This window comes from Streptomyces sp. Ac-502 (assembly GCF_045222935.1).
Taxonomy (GTDB): domain Bacteria; phylum Actinomycetota; class Actinomycetes; order Streptomycetales; family Streptomycetaceae; genus Streptomyces; species Streptomyces monomycini.
This window is the reverse complement of record NZ_JBHFFO010000012.1, coordinates 145,050-160,717: the sequence shown is the minus strand read 5'-3', so window position 1 is coordinate 160,717 and position 15,668 is coordinate 145,050. Positions and strand designations below refer to the sequence as shown.

Annotated in this window: 11 protein-coding genes; 2 read left to right on the top strand and 9 right to left on the bottom strand. The window is 69.4% G+C overall.

Annotation, left to right across the window (positions count from 1 at the left end; all coding sequences use genetic code 11):
* Nucleotides 1–33: 33 nt before the first annotated feature.
* The 3 genes from ACEXOX_RS47630 to ACEXOX_RS47620 form a co-directional block, all read right to left on the bottom strand.
* Nucleotides 34–1,296: an IS30 family transposase gene (locus ACEXOX_RS47630; protein WP_406522186.1), complete on the bottom strand. Its 1,263-nt coding sequence runs from the start codon at nt 1,294–1,296 to the stop codon at nt 34–36.
* A 507-nt stretch (nt 1,297–1,803) separates the two neighbouring features.
* On the bottom strand, nt 1,804–2,316 hold the full coding sequence (locus ACEXOX_RS47625) for a hypothetical protein (RefSeq protein WP_406526933.1): 513 nt from the start codon (nt 2,314–2,316) through the stop codon (nt 1,804–1,806).
* A 137-nt stretch (nt 2,317–2,453) separates the two neighbouring features.
* On the bottom strand, nt 2,454–2,957 hold the full coding sequence (locus ACEXOX_RS47620; protein ID WP_406527179.1) for a DUF6083 domain-containing protein: 504 nt from the start codon (nt 2,955–2,957) through the stop codon (nt 2,454–2,456).
* 606 nt (nt 2,958–3,563) lie between these two features.
* On the opposite strand from ACEXOX_RS47620, the gene ACEXOX_RS47615 reads away from it, so the two are divergent.
* Nucleotides 3,564–4,445: a helix-hairpin-helix domain-containing protein gene (locus tag ACEXOX_RS47615; protein WP_406526935.1), complete on the top strand. Its 882-nt coding sequence runs from the start codon at nt 3,564–3,566 to the stop codon at nt 4,443–4,445.
* Complete coding sequence (locus ACEXOX_RS47610) at nt 4,373–5,893, top strand: ATP-dependent RecD-like DNA helicase (protein ID WP_406526936.1); 1,521 nt, start codon at nt 4,373–4,375, stop codon at nt 5,891–5,893. The genes ACEXOX_RS47615 and ACEXOX_RS47610 overlap by 73 nt, the downstream gene beginning before the upstream one ends.
* Before the next feature lie 900 nt (nt 5,894–6,793).
* Here the strand turns inward: ACEXOX_RS47610 and ACEXOX_RS47605 are convergent.
* The 6 genes from ACEXOX_RS47605 to ACEXOX_RS47580 form a co-directional block, all read right to left on the bottom strand.
* Entirely contained in the window at nt 6,794–8,731 is a 1,938-nt protein-coding gene (locus tag ACEXOX_RS47605) for a hypothetical protein (protein WP_406526937.1), read from the bottom strand.
* The gene (locus tag ACEXOX_RS47600; RefSeq protein ID WP_406526938.1) at nt 8,732–9,271 is read right to left on the bottom strand and encodes a hypothetical protein; all 540 of its coding nucleotides are present in this window, start codon (nt 9,269–9,271) and stop codon (nt 8,732–8,734) included.
* Between the two features lie 305 nt (nt 9,272–9,576).
* Nucleotides 9,577–10,275: a hypothetical protein gene (locus ACEXOX_RS47595; protein ID WP_406526939.1), complete on the bottom strand. Its 699-nt coding sequence runs from the start codon at nt 10,273–10,275 to the stop codon at nt 9,577–9,579.
* Between the two features lie 280 nt (nt 10,276–10,555).
* Nucleotides 10,556–11,647, bottom strand: a complete 1,092-nt coding sequence (locus ACEXOX_RS47590) for a hypothetical protein (RefSeq protein WP_406527178.1) — start codon at nt 11,645–11,647, stop codon at nt 10,556–10,558.
* Between the two features lie 95 nt (nt 11,648–11,742).
* Nucleotides 11,743–12,615, bottom strand: coding sequence for a DciA family protein (locus ACEXOX_RS47585; RefSeq protein WP_406526941.1), 873 nt, complete (start codon nt 12,613–12,615; stop codon nt 11,743–11,745).
* Nucleotides 12,612–15,164, bottom strand: coding sequence for a hypothetical protein (locus ACEXOX_RS47580; RefSeq protein WP_406526942.1), 2,553 nt, complete (start codon nt 15,162–15,164; stop codon nt 12,612–12,614). Before ACEXOX_RS47580 ends, ACEXOX_RS47585 begins: the two co-directional genes overlap by 4 nt.
* Nucleotides 15,165–15,668 lie beyond the last annotated feature (504 nt).

The following is a 15,668-nucleotide window of genomic DNA, read 5'->3' as shown; positions in this document are numbered from 1 at the left end:
CGGCGAATTCCAGGGGTCGTTGCAACACAGAGGTCAACTGGCTGTCGCCAGGAGCTTAGCGAGACGCTCGGCTGGGGTTTGCCAGCCGAGCGTTTTGCGTGGCCGGCTGTTCAGCTCGGCGGCGACGCCCGCCAGGTCCCCGGGGGTGTGAACGGCCAGGTCGGTGCCCCTGGGGAAGTACTGCCGCAGCAGGCCGTTGGTGTTCTCGTTGGAGCCGCGTTGCCAGGGGCTGGCCGGGTCGCAGAAGTAGACCGGGATGTCGGTGGCAACGGTGAACGCCCGGTGGGCGGCCATCTCCGAGCCCTGGTCCCAGGTCAGGGATCGCCAGAGGTGCCGTGGAAGGGTCTGGACGGTCGTGGCGAGCGCGTTGCGGGTGGCGATGGCGCTGTGGCCGACCGGCAGGTGCACGAGCATCAGGTAGCGGGTGGACCGCTCGACGAGGGTGCCGATAGCGGAACGGCCGTCCTTGCCGATGATGAGATCGCCCTCCCAGTGTCCGGGGACGGCCCGGTCAGCGGCTTCGGCGGGGCGTTCGCTGATCAGGACCATGTCCTTGATGGCGCGGGAGGCACGCTTGTGGGCCTGGCGGTGTGGGCGCCGGCGGGCCCGGCCGGTGCGAAGCGCTCGGGTCAGTTCCCGGCGGAGTTCTCCGCGGCCCTGGACGTAGAGGGCCTGGTAAACGGTCTCGTGGGTCACGTGCATCTCCGGCCGGTCGGGAAAACGTGCCCGCAGGACTTGGCAGATCTGCTCGGGGCTCCAGCGCATCGTGAGGTGATCCTGGATGAAGTCCCGCAGCTCGGAATTCTGGCCGATCTTTCCGGGTTTCGGACGGGACCGGCGGGCCTTGGCCTTGTTGTGGGCGATGCTCGGTCGGTAGTACCAGCCGCCGTTGTGCAGAGTGTGCCGGTTGCGGCGTATTTCGCGACTGACGGTGGACGGGCTGCGGCCCAGCTCGACGGCTATCTGCCGGATCGAGGCCCCCTCGCGGAGACGGTCGGCGATGTGGATGCGGTCGTGCTCCTGGAGATACCGCGACGGCGCGGGAGGCAGTTCCTCCGATCCCGTCGCCGGGGCCTGTCCCGGCACCGGGTAGATCGGAGGAACTGCCTTCCGGCCGCCTGGCGGCGAGTGCCACCCGTTGCGCCACCGCTTGCCAGTGCGCAGGTTGATGCCGACTATCCGGGCGGCTTCCCGAGTGCTGTACCCCTGCTCCATGAGCAGGAAGTATGCGGCCCGCTCGCGGGCCAGTTGGCGCCCGCCCCCGGGCCCCCGGTTCTTCCGGATCTCGAAGTCCATCGCGTCCCCTGAGCTGGGGTGTTGCGACGACCACTAGAACTCAAGGAAGCCGGGGGCGAATTGCCTTGAGTGTCCGGTCCCAACCGCGGACGCTGCCCGGCCCCGTTGTTCCGGACTGCGCACCCCGCGGTCGACGGTGGCCAGTGTGCTCTCAGCCGCCGGCGTCCGGGGGCGGGTCGGCGCTTCCTCCGGGTTTGAGCGGATGGTCCTCCGGTGCGGCAATTCCGCGCCCACGGGGCGCATGGCGTCGGATAAGCCCTTTTTATCCGACGTGACAGAGCGACAAGTCGGTGCCGTGGAACCGGTCCCTTCCTACGGATACGAGCCAGGGCTCCGCTCCCGGTGACGGGCGGGTCAGGAGGTGTTCTCATGGGGTTCGAGCGGCGCGAAGGAGGTCGTGCACTGTCCTTGGGCCAGTCCACCGGCGAGATCCAGCGCCGAGCGCGGCGCGCGGAGAGTGTCCGCCAGCGGACAAACCCAACATGTGTTGGAGGGCGGTACGTGAGTTCATGTTCGTCGGTCCTTGTCCGGGACGAGGCCTGAGGCGTGCCGGACGGCCAGAACGAAAGCTCGAAGTGCTTCGTGGACAGCCTCCTGCTGCAAAGAGGCTGCTGAGGAGTCCAGGTCCCAGAGCCGCTGTAGCGAGCCAGTGTTGCCTACGTGGAGGGCGAACTGGGTATTAGCTGCATCCTGCACCGCTTCGACCACAGCGAGGGAGGCTAGGCCGACGCCGTGGGGAGCGATCAGAGCGAGTCGTTCCAGAGCGTTCTGCAGTGCCAGAACGCTGACGTCGACATGGGCGACTGCGCTCGGAACCTTGGCCGCCATGGAATCGGCTGGCCTGGCTGACCATCCAGCGCTGAGTGCATCTCGCGACGACTGGGTGCAGCGGAAAAATGCCTGGTACTCCGCCTGTTCCATGACCGTGGCGGGCGGCAGCAGGATGTTTCCGCGGACCTCTTTGACCTGAACGACGGGAGCCAAGAAGCTGCCCCCGGAGATGTTGTTATACCGAGTCACAGACCGATCTTCTCGAGGGCGGTGTCCTCCCAGAAAGATCGTGCAGGGTTCGCGTAGAACACAAGGGGCCGCCTTCTGCGGCCTTCCTCCATCCGAGGCTGGCAGCGGTGGTGATCAGCGAGCGGTTGCTGGGCTTCTCACGCTGTTCCGGGTAGCTGCCCCGGTGGGGTCTCCCGATCTGCCCGGCGCCGGTTTTCCTCCCGCACCACCGTGAACAGCACGCCCTCTCCGGCCGGTGTCGGCCCGCATGGGCACACCACCCGGTGAGCGATCCGGCATTTCGCTCCCGGCTGCGCTGGCCGGTCTTGTGAATTCACGGCGGTTCCGTCCGGCTGGACGAACCAGCGTTTCCACGGCGGAACCGACTCTGCGGGCAGCAGCAGCCGTGGCTCCAGCAGCACCCACCGGCGGTAGGACGTCTCATACCGGTCCTGGAGCAAAGTGCACTCCGAACAGCGCGGCGGGGCCGGCGGCGGAGGTGCGGTTGCCCCCTCGGAGATGGCCTGCCAGTTGTCCAGCCGGTTCTGGTCCCCCTCCCAGCAGGTGCCGCAGCGTGCCCCCCAAGGCTTGCCACGCTCGCGGACCGTACTGTCGGTTTTTTTGCAGTGGGTGCAGACCGGCGTGGCGTGTGTGTCCCCCATCCATCCAGCGTCGGCGGGGTCGGTGAGGCTGGACAGGCGCATCCTGGTCGCCCGGAGGTGTAAGGCGGGCGCGCTGGTGGAGGGAAACCTGACACGGCTGCCGCCACACGCCGCAGAAGCAGCGTTTGAGCGCGGCCTGGAGTGCACGGGCGCCGCTCATGGACGGCCGGGCCAACGTGCCGTACGGCCTGGTCGACGAGGCTGAGTAGTTCTAGCGCTGAATGTTCTGTCCGGGTGGGTGATTCGGGGAGGAGCGTCTTCTTCCGCTGAGGGTGGGCCGCCCGTGTCTAGCGGATCTCTTGTGTTCCAGCACCTGCTGCGGCACAGCTCTCTGGAAGGCAGAGGCGGAGTCCCAGAGAGCAAAGCTTGATTGCCACCTCGGCGGAAGATGTGTGGCGAAGCGCCTCCCATACCTGTCACACGGGTGACGGCATAAAAGGGAAGGTGTGCTCCCTCGTACGGGCGAGGCTCAACGGTTGTTTGTCGTGCTACGTCTGTCGGCAGCCAGGTTTGTGCGGACCAATGATGGTTTCAGCGTGTTGATAATTCTCCGACCTAGTTTGCTGCCGTGTGGCTGCCGACTGCATCTGGTAACACGGGAGAGCCGTGAACACCTCTGATTCCAGCGCGACGATCGAGGGGATCGTTGAGCACCTGCTGTTCGTCTCCTTCGACGAGAACACCGTGCTGCGCCTGTCATCTCAGGCCAGCGATGGGCGGCGCCAGGACGTCACTGCGAGGGGCAAAGCGCTGTTTTCGCTGCAGCCTGGTGAGAGTGTCGAGCTCACCGGCACGTGGGAGGAGCACCCACGCTACGGGAGGCAGTTCCGGGTTCAGGAATGCCGGCGCACGCTACCTGCTTCGGTGCGGGCGATCCGGATGTATCTGGCGTCCGGGTTGATCTGCGGCATCGGGCCGGCTCTGGCCGAAGCGATCGTCGGCCGTTTCGGCGAGGACACGTTGCGCATCATCGACGAAGAGCCCGACCGGCTGGCGGAGATTCACGGCATCGCGCACACCCGGACCGCGATCATCGTGGCGGCATGGGCGACGCAGAAGGCCATTGCCGCACTCATGACGTTGCTGCACAGTCTGGGTATTTCCACCGGTCTGGCCATCAAGATCTACTCGACGTACAGGAACAGCAAGGAAGATGCTGCCGAGGTCGTACGCGAGCGCCCGTACCAGCTGATCCGCGACGTGCACGGCATTGCCTTCGACACCGCCGACCGGATCGCCCTGGCCGCCGGAGTCCCCAAGCACGACGGGGCCCGCCTGCAAGCCGCGCTGCTCCACATCCTCGACACCGAAGCCCGTGGCGGTCACTGCTACACCCCCGGCTGGCCCTGCTGGCCAAAGCCAGGAAGCTGCTGGCCGATGACGACCCCCGCACCTGCGAGATCACCGATCCGGCCGTGCTCGGGCAGGCCCTCGAGGCGTTGGTCGCCGAGCGCCAGGCCGTCCGCGAAGTCCTGCCCCTCCCTGTGACGCCGGGCGCCTCGGAACGCCGGAACACCGAGATCGTCAGCCTGATCCGGCTGCACGATGACGAATGCTCCCTTGCCCAGCACGTCTTGCGTCAGCTGCAGGCGGTATCCGGGCTGGCCGACTGGCAGGACTGGCAGGAGAAAGCCGGCTCCCTGCGCTCGGCCGCCACCGCGGGCCTCAATGATGAGCAGCATCAGGCTGTCCTGACCGCACTGACGTCTCCCCTGTCCGTCCTCACCGGCGGCCCCGGCTGCGGCAAGACCCACACGCTGCGCACGCTGGTCGACATCCTCGAAGGCGAGGGGGCCAGCATCGCTCTGGCCGCCCCCACCGGCAAGGCCGCCAAACGCCTGGAGGACAGCACCGGTCATCCGGCCCAGACGGTGCACCGCCTGCTGCACCCTCCCGAGGGCGACTCCCTGTTCGACCACGAAAGCCCGCTGACCACCGCCGACATGGTCATCGTCGATGAAGCGTCCATGCTGGACGTCCAACTGGCCGCCAAGCTCTTCCGTGCCGTACGCACCGGCTGCCACCTGCTCCTGGTCGGCGACATCGATCAGCTCCCCAGCGTCGGACCCGGCCGCGTCCTGCGCGACCTGCTGGCCGTCGCTGCCGTGCCCCGGACCCGCCTGGTCCAGGTCTACCGGCAGCTCGACGGCAGCAGCGCCATCGTCGATGCCGCGCACTGCATCCTCGCCGGGCGGATGCCCGCGCCCCACCCCAACGTGGTCCGACTTGACCTGGTCGACAATCCGGCGACCGACGCCCGGCTCCTCGCGGAAGAGGTGGTCGACCTCGTCGCACGCCGCATCCCCAAGGCGCTGGCAATCAACCCGCACGAGGTGCAGGTTCTGTGTCCCGGCAAACGCCACCCGGCCGGGGCCACCGACCTGAACCTGCGCCTGCAGGCCGAACTGAACCCCGCCCACCCGGACAAACCGGAACACCATGCGGAGGGCCGCATCTACCGGCTCGGCGACCGGGTCCTGCAGACCCGCAACCGCCCGCGCCGAGGCCTGAACGGCATCTTCAACGGTGCCACCGGCACCATCACGGCCGTCAACAGGGAAACCAGCGAGGTGACCGTCACCTTCGAGCCGGACAACGAAGCTATCGACTACCCCTTTCTCGACGTCGCGGAAGAACTGCTGCACAACTATGCGATGACCGTTCACCGCTCCCAGGGCAGCGAGTACCCGTACGTCATCATCCCGATGACGTGCTCCCAGTCACTGCTCCTGCAGCGCAACCTGCTCTACACCGCCGTCACCCGGGCCCAGCGGGCCGTACTGATCATCGGGCACCGCAAGGCGGTGGAGAGGGCTCTGGGCAACACGGAGGTCCGGTGGCGCAGGACGGCGCTGGAGACCCGGTTGTCTGATCCGGGAGCGGTGCCTTCTCCGCCGCGTCCCCGTCGGGCCGACGGGCAACTCGCGTGGGACTGAGGAGGCCCGTGCCGTGCCCGCGGCCCGACAGCCGGTCCGCGCAGCTACCGGCCCGCCGGCCGCTTTCTCGCGAGCCGGCGGACACCCTGCATTGAGGCAGCGACATCTGCGAACCAAGGCGGTCGGCGCTTTTGCGCGTGTGCAGCGGACGGCCTCAACGCACACCGTGACGCTGTGCTTCTTGGGCACGGTGCGAGTGGACAGACGACGGCGTCTTCCCACGGGCGGTGCGGCACAGTTCGCCGATCGCGGCTCCGCAGGACGAGCAGGGACTGACCGCGGCCTGCTTCTTGTGATGAGCGAGGTCGCGGCGAACGCGATGGACGTGTTCCGTCGGCTGGCCGGCTGACAAGCAAGATGCCCCTTCATCAGCTCCGCAGTACTCGCACGGTCCTCTCAGCACTTCTTCCCAGTACGCCTCCTCCTCACGCTGGCGCTCGGCGGCCTCGGCTTGGCGCCGAGCGGCTTCGGCCTCCTCCCGCTGGCGTACCAGGACGGCGAACCGTTCCCAGGAGCTGGGGTGCCGTCGGCATGGGCCGCGTACTGCCAGGTTCCATCGACATTCGGAGCTCTTGCCGGTGGTGGCACCGCACCGGTTGTCCTCGTGGCCGGGGCCGTGGTGAGGGCACGGGCTGTTTGGCGAAACTCGCCACTCGCACGGCCACGGCGTGGTCTTCGACGTGGCGCCACAGGTGCCGGGCTTGGGCCGCTGTACCTGGGCGGCCGGGCGGGTGCGGAATTTCGTTGTCATCCGAGAGCCGTCCCACTCCGTGAAATGGGCGACCAGCGTGTCGTCCGGAAAGCTGAGACGGATGCCGGAATTGTGTACGTTCACGCCGGGGAACGTAGTGGTTCCGCTCCCGGCGTGCTCGCATGGGCAGTACGACACGCGGCCTTCCGTCAACGGGTGGCTGCGGCCTCACGAGTCTGGGCTACCTGATGGGCGGCGCACAGCATGTCCTGCTGTTCATCGTCCAGGCTGCGGGGAAGACCGCCGTGCGGGCCGACAGCGAAAAAGACGATGGCGCCGAAGCACAGCCCGCTGTGGCAGCCCAGCAGCCAGAGCATCTCATCAGCCACCGGGTTCGCGGTCTCCTTTGACCGGGGTACGAGTGCGCCGACATAGGCGTTCACTGTGGGTGGTTCGCTGATGAGGATCCTGTCCACCATGCCGGCACCGGCCGTGCCTACTTTTTCCTTCATCAGTTCCAGGCTTTCCCTGCGGGTCTCCAGGGCGCCGTCCGCAGTCACCAGCACGTACGTGATGGGCGGTGCCTGCTTGCTGGCAGATGGCGGTCCGTCGAGCAGGCCGGCAGGGTCTGCGGAGAAGGTGCCGGCCGCCGTCGGCACGTCTGTGTCCGTCCCCTCAGCGAGGTCACCGTCGAGTTCGAAGGCTTCTGTCTCCCGGGAGCCGATTGCCTGCTGCAGGGACCGGAACTGGTGCAGGGACTTGTGCTCCGCGCCGTGCTGTTCGAGCAACCGCACCACCGTCGCCCGCGTCGCCGGGGGAGTCACGTAGTGCGGCAGGTCGTACTCGGGCACCGGGCGGTCTTTGGCGTAGCCGAAGCGTCGGCCGAGATTGGTCACCGAAGCCGACCCCACACTGCCTGGCCGGAGTCCCTGGGTGCGCTGGCCCCAGGCTACCGAGCTGGCTGTGGCGCTCCAGGCGACCGAGAGGAGGTGGCCGAAGGAGAAGCCGTCGCGCAGCGCCGTGCGGAAGGTGTCGACGGCCTCCTGCAGGCGGTGGTCCGGGATTGGTTCCTCGTCGTATCTGTGGGTCAGGAGTTTGTCCAGGTAGAGCACGGCGGTGACGGTGTCGAGCTCCTGGGCAGCCTCTTCCAGTTCGGCCGTGCGCTCGAACAGCAGGCGGCGCAAGGTGTCGGCGGTCGTCCGGCGGGCCTGGAGAGCATCGGTGCCCAGGGCGGGCGCGAGCCGCCACGGGATGGTCTCGGCGTGGACGCCGCTGACGGTGTTGTCGTCGCGGAACCTGAAGTCGCCGGTGGTCGCAGGCAGGGCAGGGGCGATCCACCGTTTCTGGTGAAGGTCCGTCAGCGTCTCCACATCGGCGCTCAGAGATGTCCCAAGGTCGTAGGTGAGGTCGCTGAGAGGGCCGAAGGTGTCCTTGTCCTTCCGCTCCATGATGTCGATCATGGTCAGGAGAGCCAGCGTGTCCCGGACCGAGGGGGGATCTTCGGGGAGGGGAAGGCTGCGGTGGCCCGCGAGCCATGCTTCGGCGCTGGCGACGCGGGCCTGAGCCGCTTGGCGTTGCTCCTCCTTTGAGCGCTGCCTGGCTTTCTTCTGCTCCTCGGCCTCGCGTGCCTCCGCTCGGCGACGCGCTTCGGCTGCGGCCTCGTAGCACCCGTCGCAGGGAATCTTGGCGTTCTGTTCCTCGAGGGGGAACACCTCCGCGCGCCACAGACGGGTGTGGGCCAGGTCGGAACGCGACCTGACGGTGATCGGGCTGGTGCACTGCGGGCACAGCAGCGTCAGCAGGCAGGCATGGCAGGACTGCCTGACCGTCCGGGCGACCAGGGCGCTGGACCCCAGGTCGGCCACCTTGTGGCTCCATACACCCGGCTCGGTGAAATTCCAGTAGGACAGGCACAGCGCCTTGTCCTCCTCGGACACCGCCGCCTCGAAGTGCACCTCCAGCAACGGGCGCCGGGGGCCGGGAATGAGGTACCGGCTTACGGAAGGCCGCTGAGGTTTGCGTGCATTTCGCTGCTGCCGCCGCCGACGCTGCTGGCGCTTCTTACCCATGGCTTGGCTCACCCCTTGAAATCCGGACGGCCAGGTTAGCGGCCCCAGACAACCGGGCGAGACGCAATTCGCGGCCAATCAAGCTGGGCTGACGGTCCCAATATGGTCGGAACGCCACATGATCAGGTGGGTGGTGCTGAACCCGTACCAGCCGTCGCCCCGCGTCATGCGCAGTCGGCTGTCTTGCTTTGCCCAGAATGCGAGCCGTTGCTCGTCCTCGGAGTTCACACCGTAGGGCGCCGCCGCCAGCACCGCGGGCCTTCCGTTCCTCAGCCAGCTCGTCACATGATCGAGCCAGTGGTAGTCCGGCGCCCCGTTTTGTGACCCGTAGCGGGTGCACGGACTGGGGTAGGCGACATTGGGGCACCGGCGGCTGATCTTCCGCTGCAGCCAGTGCGGGCAACAGCCCGCATCGCTCAGCTTCAGCTCGTGCTGTTCCGCCCATCGCACCAGCCTTTCCTGCCGCTTGCGTGCCTCCTCGGTCGCCTCCTCGTATGCTTGCGGGTCCTCGCGGTACTTTTTCGTCCTCTGCGGCAACGCCATCCCATAGGGCCAGTGGATCCTGCCGCCGCTGGCTCCCAGCACTGCCGCAGCCCTGACGTGAAAGTCCGTGTTCACCTGTGCTCCTGCTCCATAGCCGTGAAGAGACTCATGGTGTAGCGGAATTTCTCTCAAGAGTGGTGCAGACTCACCCAAGTGCTGGCCGCCGTCGGCCCCTGGCTATGGGAGCGGCATCATCGTTGCGGTGACGTGGCGGTTGATGCGTTTCCAGGGCCGCCTCGCCAGGGTCTGCATCAATTCGGCAAAATGCGCGGCGTTCATTCGTCCCTGCCCCCAGCCTCCGCGCAGGGTTCGGCCACGGCACTGCCCGGCTCGGCAGTGTGGCATCCCGGCCGAAAGGAAGTTAGCCGGAACTTCGTCAGCTACCTCATCTGTGTGCTCAGCGGCGCCCACTCCAGGGTGAAGAGGGACCCGGTCCGAAATTCAAGCGGATCGACCTCCAGGCGGGCTTCGACCACCCCGGGCCCCGTGCGCGCCACCACGAGGATCGGCTTGCAGACGTCCGTCATCACCATCGCCGGGTGATCGACGTCAAGCCACTTGAACAACGGCCGGGCCAGGTCGGGCACTGGGTCGACGACAGTCGTGAACAGCGTGGGAATCTCGACTCGGATGTCGCGGACCGTCCACATCAGCCGGTCTCCCCACGATTCGCTGGCCGGGTCGTCGCCGGGATCGTCTGGGGCGTCGTCCCACTGCGGCTCAGGGGCGTCCTGACTCAGCCGTTCGTAACGCTCGATGACGATGAGACGTGGTTTTCGGCCCGAGATGAGTCTTTCGGCGCTGACGTTGATATGCGCTGCGGTCGGCGCGGGAGTCATGTCGATGAAAAGCGACGCAGGCCTCGTGGCAGGCGGGTACCCAGTGAACAGAACCACGGGGATGCCGGCTCGCGCAGCATGAACCGCGACGTCCCGGCCGACCTTGGCTTCCCGGCTACCGCGCTGCGCGACGATGCCCACCTTGTGACGGAAGCTGAGATCGGCGAGTGACGTCAGATCGGGCCACGGGGTGGGCACCGTCTTCACTGCCCCGTGTACGTCATCAACGGTTTCGGTCATTACGTCTCCGATTCTGGAGGCTGCGTCCTTGCGAACCTACCGCGCAGCGAACCCTTTTCGAGGCCGACCCGTGGTGCCATCCGCCGCGTCGTCCCAGGGCAACGGCCCTGAGCCCGTTCGCCGTGTGGCGCAGCCTGGGCAGGCGGCGTGGTCAGAGGCGCGGACGATGCCGCGCTGCAGGTACCAGGCGCGCCCAGCTCAGGATGACACCGCGGCGAAGACGCCACTGGCCGCGAAGCGAAGAGGCCCCTCGTTGCCGGGCCTGGTCCCGGCAGGGATGTCAGCCGGCGCGCTTTGTCAGTGGGCCGGACGGGCATGTTCTGGCGGCACGGAAGCGGCCTCCGGCGTGGTCACCGCGTGGAGCAGGCTGGGCAGGCGGCCTGTTCGGGGTTGTGGCGGCGACGCCGGCAGACACACCAGGGCCAGTCGAGGCATTCGGGGCACTGGGTATGCGGAGGTGTGACGGGCCGTCCGCAGGTTCCTCCACGGCCAGTGCATTCCTGAAGCGGGGGCCGGTAGCTGACGGCGTCGGCGAGCGTGCGCGCCGCAGCCGACTGGCCCTCGGCTTCGACGTCTTCCTCGGCCTCGTCGCGCCGGGGGTGAGCAGCCATCCGCCGCGGCACACAGTGCACGGTTCGTCGTCGCGGTCGGGGCGCTCCGGCGGGGCCGGGTGCCAGCCGTCTTCGCACCGGCCGTTGCAAGCGGTGGGGACCAGCAGCCACACCGCGACGTCGTCGGGCCCGTAGCCGTCGTGGTGCCCGTCGGCCTTGCGCTGCAGGGGGCGGCCGGCCCAGCTTTTCCACCAGCGGCGCTCGATGCGGGCGGCGAGCCGGGCCGGGGTGTGCCGCCGCAGCTCGTCGTGGATGAGATCGACGACGGCGGGTGGCACGGCGCCGCCGCAGGCCAGGACGAGCTTGTCGGGCAGCGCGGCCAGTACCGCGCGCAAGGGGTCTTTCGCGCTCGCCGCGGTCTGGCACGCCTCGCACTGGTCGCGGTCCCAGGAGCGGGGGAAGTAGGTGCGCTCCCACTTGCGGCGGCGGTCCTTGCGCTTTTCGGGTGCGACGTGCGTGACGCCGGAGGCGTAGTCGGGGCGCTTGGGCAGGGGCCCGGAGCAGGTGCGGCAGCGGTCCCGGCAGGTGCGGCAGCGCTCGCCGTTGGAGGTGAGGGCCTGGCAGGTGGGGCACTCGCGCTGGCACACGGAGCACAGGTGGTCGTCGGGGTGGGGCTGGGGCAGCCAGCGGTGCTCGCCCTGGCAGCGCACGCAGCGCCGGGTGTCGGTCTCTTCCCGGTGGGTGGGCAGGACGGGCTGGCCCGGGCACTGGTCGCAGCGGATGACGGCCCGGTCAGCGGACGGGCGCAAAAACGTGCTCATGCGGCGCTCCCGGCGTCGGTGTGGGCGAGTTGGTCAGCGTAGCGGTGGTTTCGGGCGCAGCGCGCCGCCGTGCACGTTGGCGGGTGCTGACACGGCTACCCACGGGGTTTCTCAGCGGGGGTGATGACCCGTACCGGAATCGAAGCCGCCCGCGCTGAGTCCACGACGTGTGTGGGGTGAGCTGGGTCTGCAAGGAAGGCAAGGCACAAATCGGGCTTTCGTGCGATCAGTTGTTCCTCCCGGGCCCGCAGGGTCTCTGCGCCGGCGCCCGGTGGCATGGCGGTCAGTCCGACGTCGTGGCAGGGCCCGGCGTGGTGTGCCGTCCACTCGGCGACGATGCGGTCGGCCTGGCTGTGTGCGGTGTGTTCGAAGCACAGTGAATGCTCCGGGCCGTAGACCTGCGTGACGTCGTGCCAGGTGTCGAACAGCACGCTGTCGATGATGTGCGGATCGTCCCAGTCCTCGGACGCGGTCACCGCCACGGTCACCGGATACAGGGAGGGGACAGGAATGCTCGTCAGGGCGCAGTCCGGGCCCAGGAGACGCCGAATCGCCTCGAGGACCTCCGGGATCAGCGGACGAAAGCGATCGCGGGCCTCGGCAGAGAGCGCCAACGTCGACAACTCCTGGCCCTGGCGAAAGAGCTGGAGAGGAAGGATCTGCGTGCCGAGGTCTTCGCCGACCAGTTCGGGCCAGTGCTCCTCCAGCACCAACGGGACGGGGACCGCGTAGGGGCGGACGATCACGCCGGTGACCTGGTGCTGTGGAAGGCACCGGTCGAGCCGCTTCGCCAAATGGTGCGCGAGCAGCCGTACCTGGATCGTCCAGGCCCGGCTGTCGCATTCGACGTGCAGGCGAAGCTCGGCGTCGAACCCCAGCGGCCGGACCCGCGCTGCGACTTCCTCGCCGACTGCCGGTACCCACCAGGCGTCGACGTCTGCGAACCATGCGGGCTGCTCCAGGCTCATACCGGCATTCCCCTCTGCGCATCGCCCTCATCCTGGCATCCCCGGGGGACAGCCGGGCCGGCGCCCGGGCGGGGCGGCATGTCGTAGACGGTGCCGTGGTGGGCGACGGTGACGGCGGCCAGGCCGGGCATCTCGGCGGCGATCTGCGCCCGCAGCCGTGCGGTCTCCTCGGCGTCGGCGGCAGCCTGCAGTTCATCCACCTCCGGGCGGACCAGGAGGCGGCCGGCGTCCGCGGGCCGTCCGGCACGGCCGTCCCGGGCCGGACGCGGGGCGCCGGCGGCGCGGGCCCGGGCGGCACCGGCTTCATACACGGCGCAACGCGCCGCGGGCACCGGCGCCGCAGCTTCTGAAGCGCGGACGGCGAGCCAGGCATTGCTGCGCTGGGTCAGCAGGTACTCGGCCGTACGGTGGCGTGCCTCCTCACCGGCCTCCTGGGCGGCCTGCCGGGCCGCTTCGGCGCTGGGGTGAAGGTGGCGGCGCCGCATCTGCGCGGCGTAGGCGCTGCGGGCCTCGGCTTCGGCCTGGGGGCTGCTGTTGCCGAGCGCCAGCAGGGCGGTCGCCCGGAATTCGTGGACGACGGACTGCGCGGTCAGCCGGGCCTGAAGGGCGACCACCTCGTCGGTTCCGCCGGCGGAGGCGAGACGGGCGCGCGCGTCCTGGATACGGGAACGGGCCTCCTGCTCGGCCATGCCGGCCAGCGCCGCGGTCATCCCGGGGTCGTCGGGCTCACCGCAGCCGGCGGCCGCCAGCGCGACGGCCTGCGTGACCAGGGCCTCGGTCTCCTCATCGGCCCAGCACACCCCGCACAGTCCGGCGGTGGCCGGCTTGCCGCACCGGCTGCAGGGCGTCTCAGGCCGCGGTGCTGCTGCTGCCTGCCGGGCCGCGGCGGCGTGCTTGCGTTCTACCACCGCCAGCTCGCAGTCGTCGCACCGGACGGTGTCGGTGGCCCTGGCCCTCACGGTGGCCTGGCAGCCGCGGCGGGAGCACGGCAGCGTCGTCAGGCCGCCGGGCGTGTAGGGCAGGCCGACGGTCAGCGCCCACGACAGGCCGTCACGGCGAAACGCGTAGGGCCGGTCCGCGTCACCGGTGGCCAGCGGTTCCAGCCGCTCCCGCAGGCGGAACGCGATCATCGCGTCGTCCTCACCCCCGGCCAGCAGGCCCCGCACCACACGGGCCAGCCGTTCGCACTGGTAGCCGTTGGGCGACGGAACGACGCTGTCGAGCAGCCCGGCCACCTGCGGAACACGTCGGCTCAGGACCGGGCCCAGGCAGGACAAACGGGCAGGGCGGGAAGAAGGGGTGGGCTGGTCCGCGCGCAGCGCGCTCCCCCGCACCGGGGGAGACGTGCGCCGAGGCCGAGGGAGGACAGCCGACGGCGGCGCTTCCTCGCCCGCGCCCGCGCGCTCCGGCCGACGACCGGACCCACCACGGCCTTTGCCGGAAAACCCACAAGCACCCGCACTATCCCCATCCTCAACTGCCCCAGAAGCGTGAACTGCGTGAAGGTGTGAAGCATCCGCGCGGTCCCGGAAAACCGCCTCCGGGGCCTCCACAGGCTCGGAAACCCCAGCAGCCCCAAAGAATCCGCCCTGCCCCGCAGGCCCAAGATCTCCGTGTGACGTATCCGCGCGGTCCCGAATCCCGGCGTTCTCCCCGCCGCAGGGCCGTCCGGGGCCCGTACGACGGCCCCGCGCCTTCGCCACCGGCACCACACACACCCGGCCACGGCCACGCATCCGCGCCACCGTCTCCCTCCGCGAGCTCTGCACCAGCCCCGCACCCTCGAGCCGGTTCAGCAGCCGGGCCGCCGCATCGCCGGAACACCCCAGCAGCCGCGCCATGGTCGCCGCCGGACGCCCCCGGCCACCGCGCACCGTCCCCGGGCACAGCCGCAGCCGGCCCGACGGCCCCGTCGACAGCACCATCAGCAGCAGCCCGAGCCGGTCCATCGCCCCGCCCTTGCCGCTCCGCCCGGCCAGCAGCCCTCGCTTCTTTCCGCCCCAGCCCGGCGCGAACAGCGCCTCGCACAACGCCAGCAGCACCGCCAGCTCCGAACGCGACAACGCCAGCGGATGCCGCCGCTCCCCCGCCTCCTGCGCCCGCACCAGCGGCACGACCGCACACTCCAGCGCCGCATTCCCCGACGCATCCTGCACCTCGTGGTCATCCAGCCTCCCGGCCTGCCGCAGCTCCGGCAGCACCGTGCGCGCCACCTGCTCCCGCGACATCCCCAGCCACCGGCCCAGCTCCCGCGTCTGGATCACCGTCCGGTGCCCGCGGCGGACGCTGGCCTTCGCCACCAGCACCACCGCCCCCAGCCGCGCCCCGTACGACGCACCCGCCAGCGCCGGATCATCCACCAGCGCACGCACCGCGGCCAGCAGCCGCTCCTGCGTCGCCTTCGTCAGCAGCAGCGGATTCCCCAGCCCCAGCTCAACAGGCGGGCCCGGCTGCGGGTCCGGCTGCGGGTCCGACGGGCCCGGCACGGCCCGCAGCCGACGCCGCTGCCCCGGCACCCACCCAGCGGCCTCCACCGCCACGGCACTCACCGGCACACCCCCGCCACCACGGACAGCCGCACCGACACCGGCCGACGCGCGACGGATGAGGTCAGAGTTGGAAAGAAGCAGGTCAAGGTCGTCATCTGCCGACCCTCACCCGGCCCACCTGTGGACAGAGGTCCGCGAGCCGCCGCTCCCGCCCCGCGCATCACCGTCTTGCGAACCGGTCCCGCCAGGCGGGAACGCCGCGGTACCGGAGCCGCTGCCGGACCGGCCGGCCGGACCACCGCCCGCGGACTCTGGCGGCACCGCCCGTGCCGACGGGACCCGGCCGCGGCCCGTACGGCCGCCGCGCGCGGTGCCGCAGCGAAAACCGACCGCACGACCGGACAAAAGTGGCATTTCGCAGGCTGGAGTGGCGCGCTCCACGCCATCCGGGCGTGGAGCTGCTGGCCTTGGGCAGCGCGATGCTGCATTATGGGAACGCCTCTCTCTTAGGAGAGTGGGTATGACAAAGCCCCGCTTCGGTGGGGCTGGTTCTGGGGAGAACCT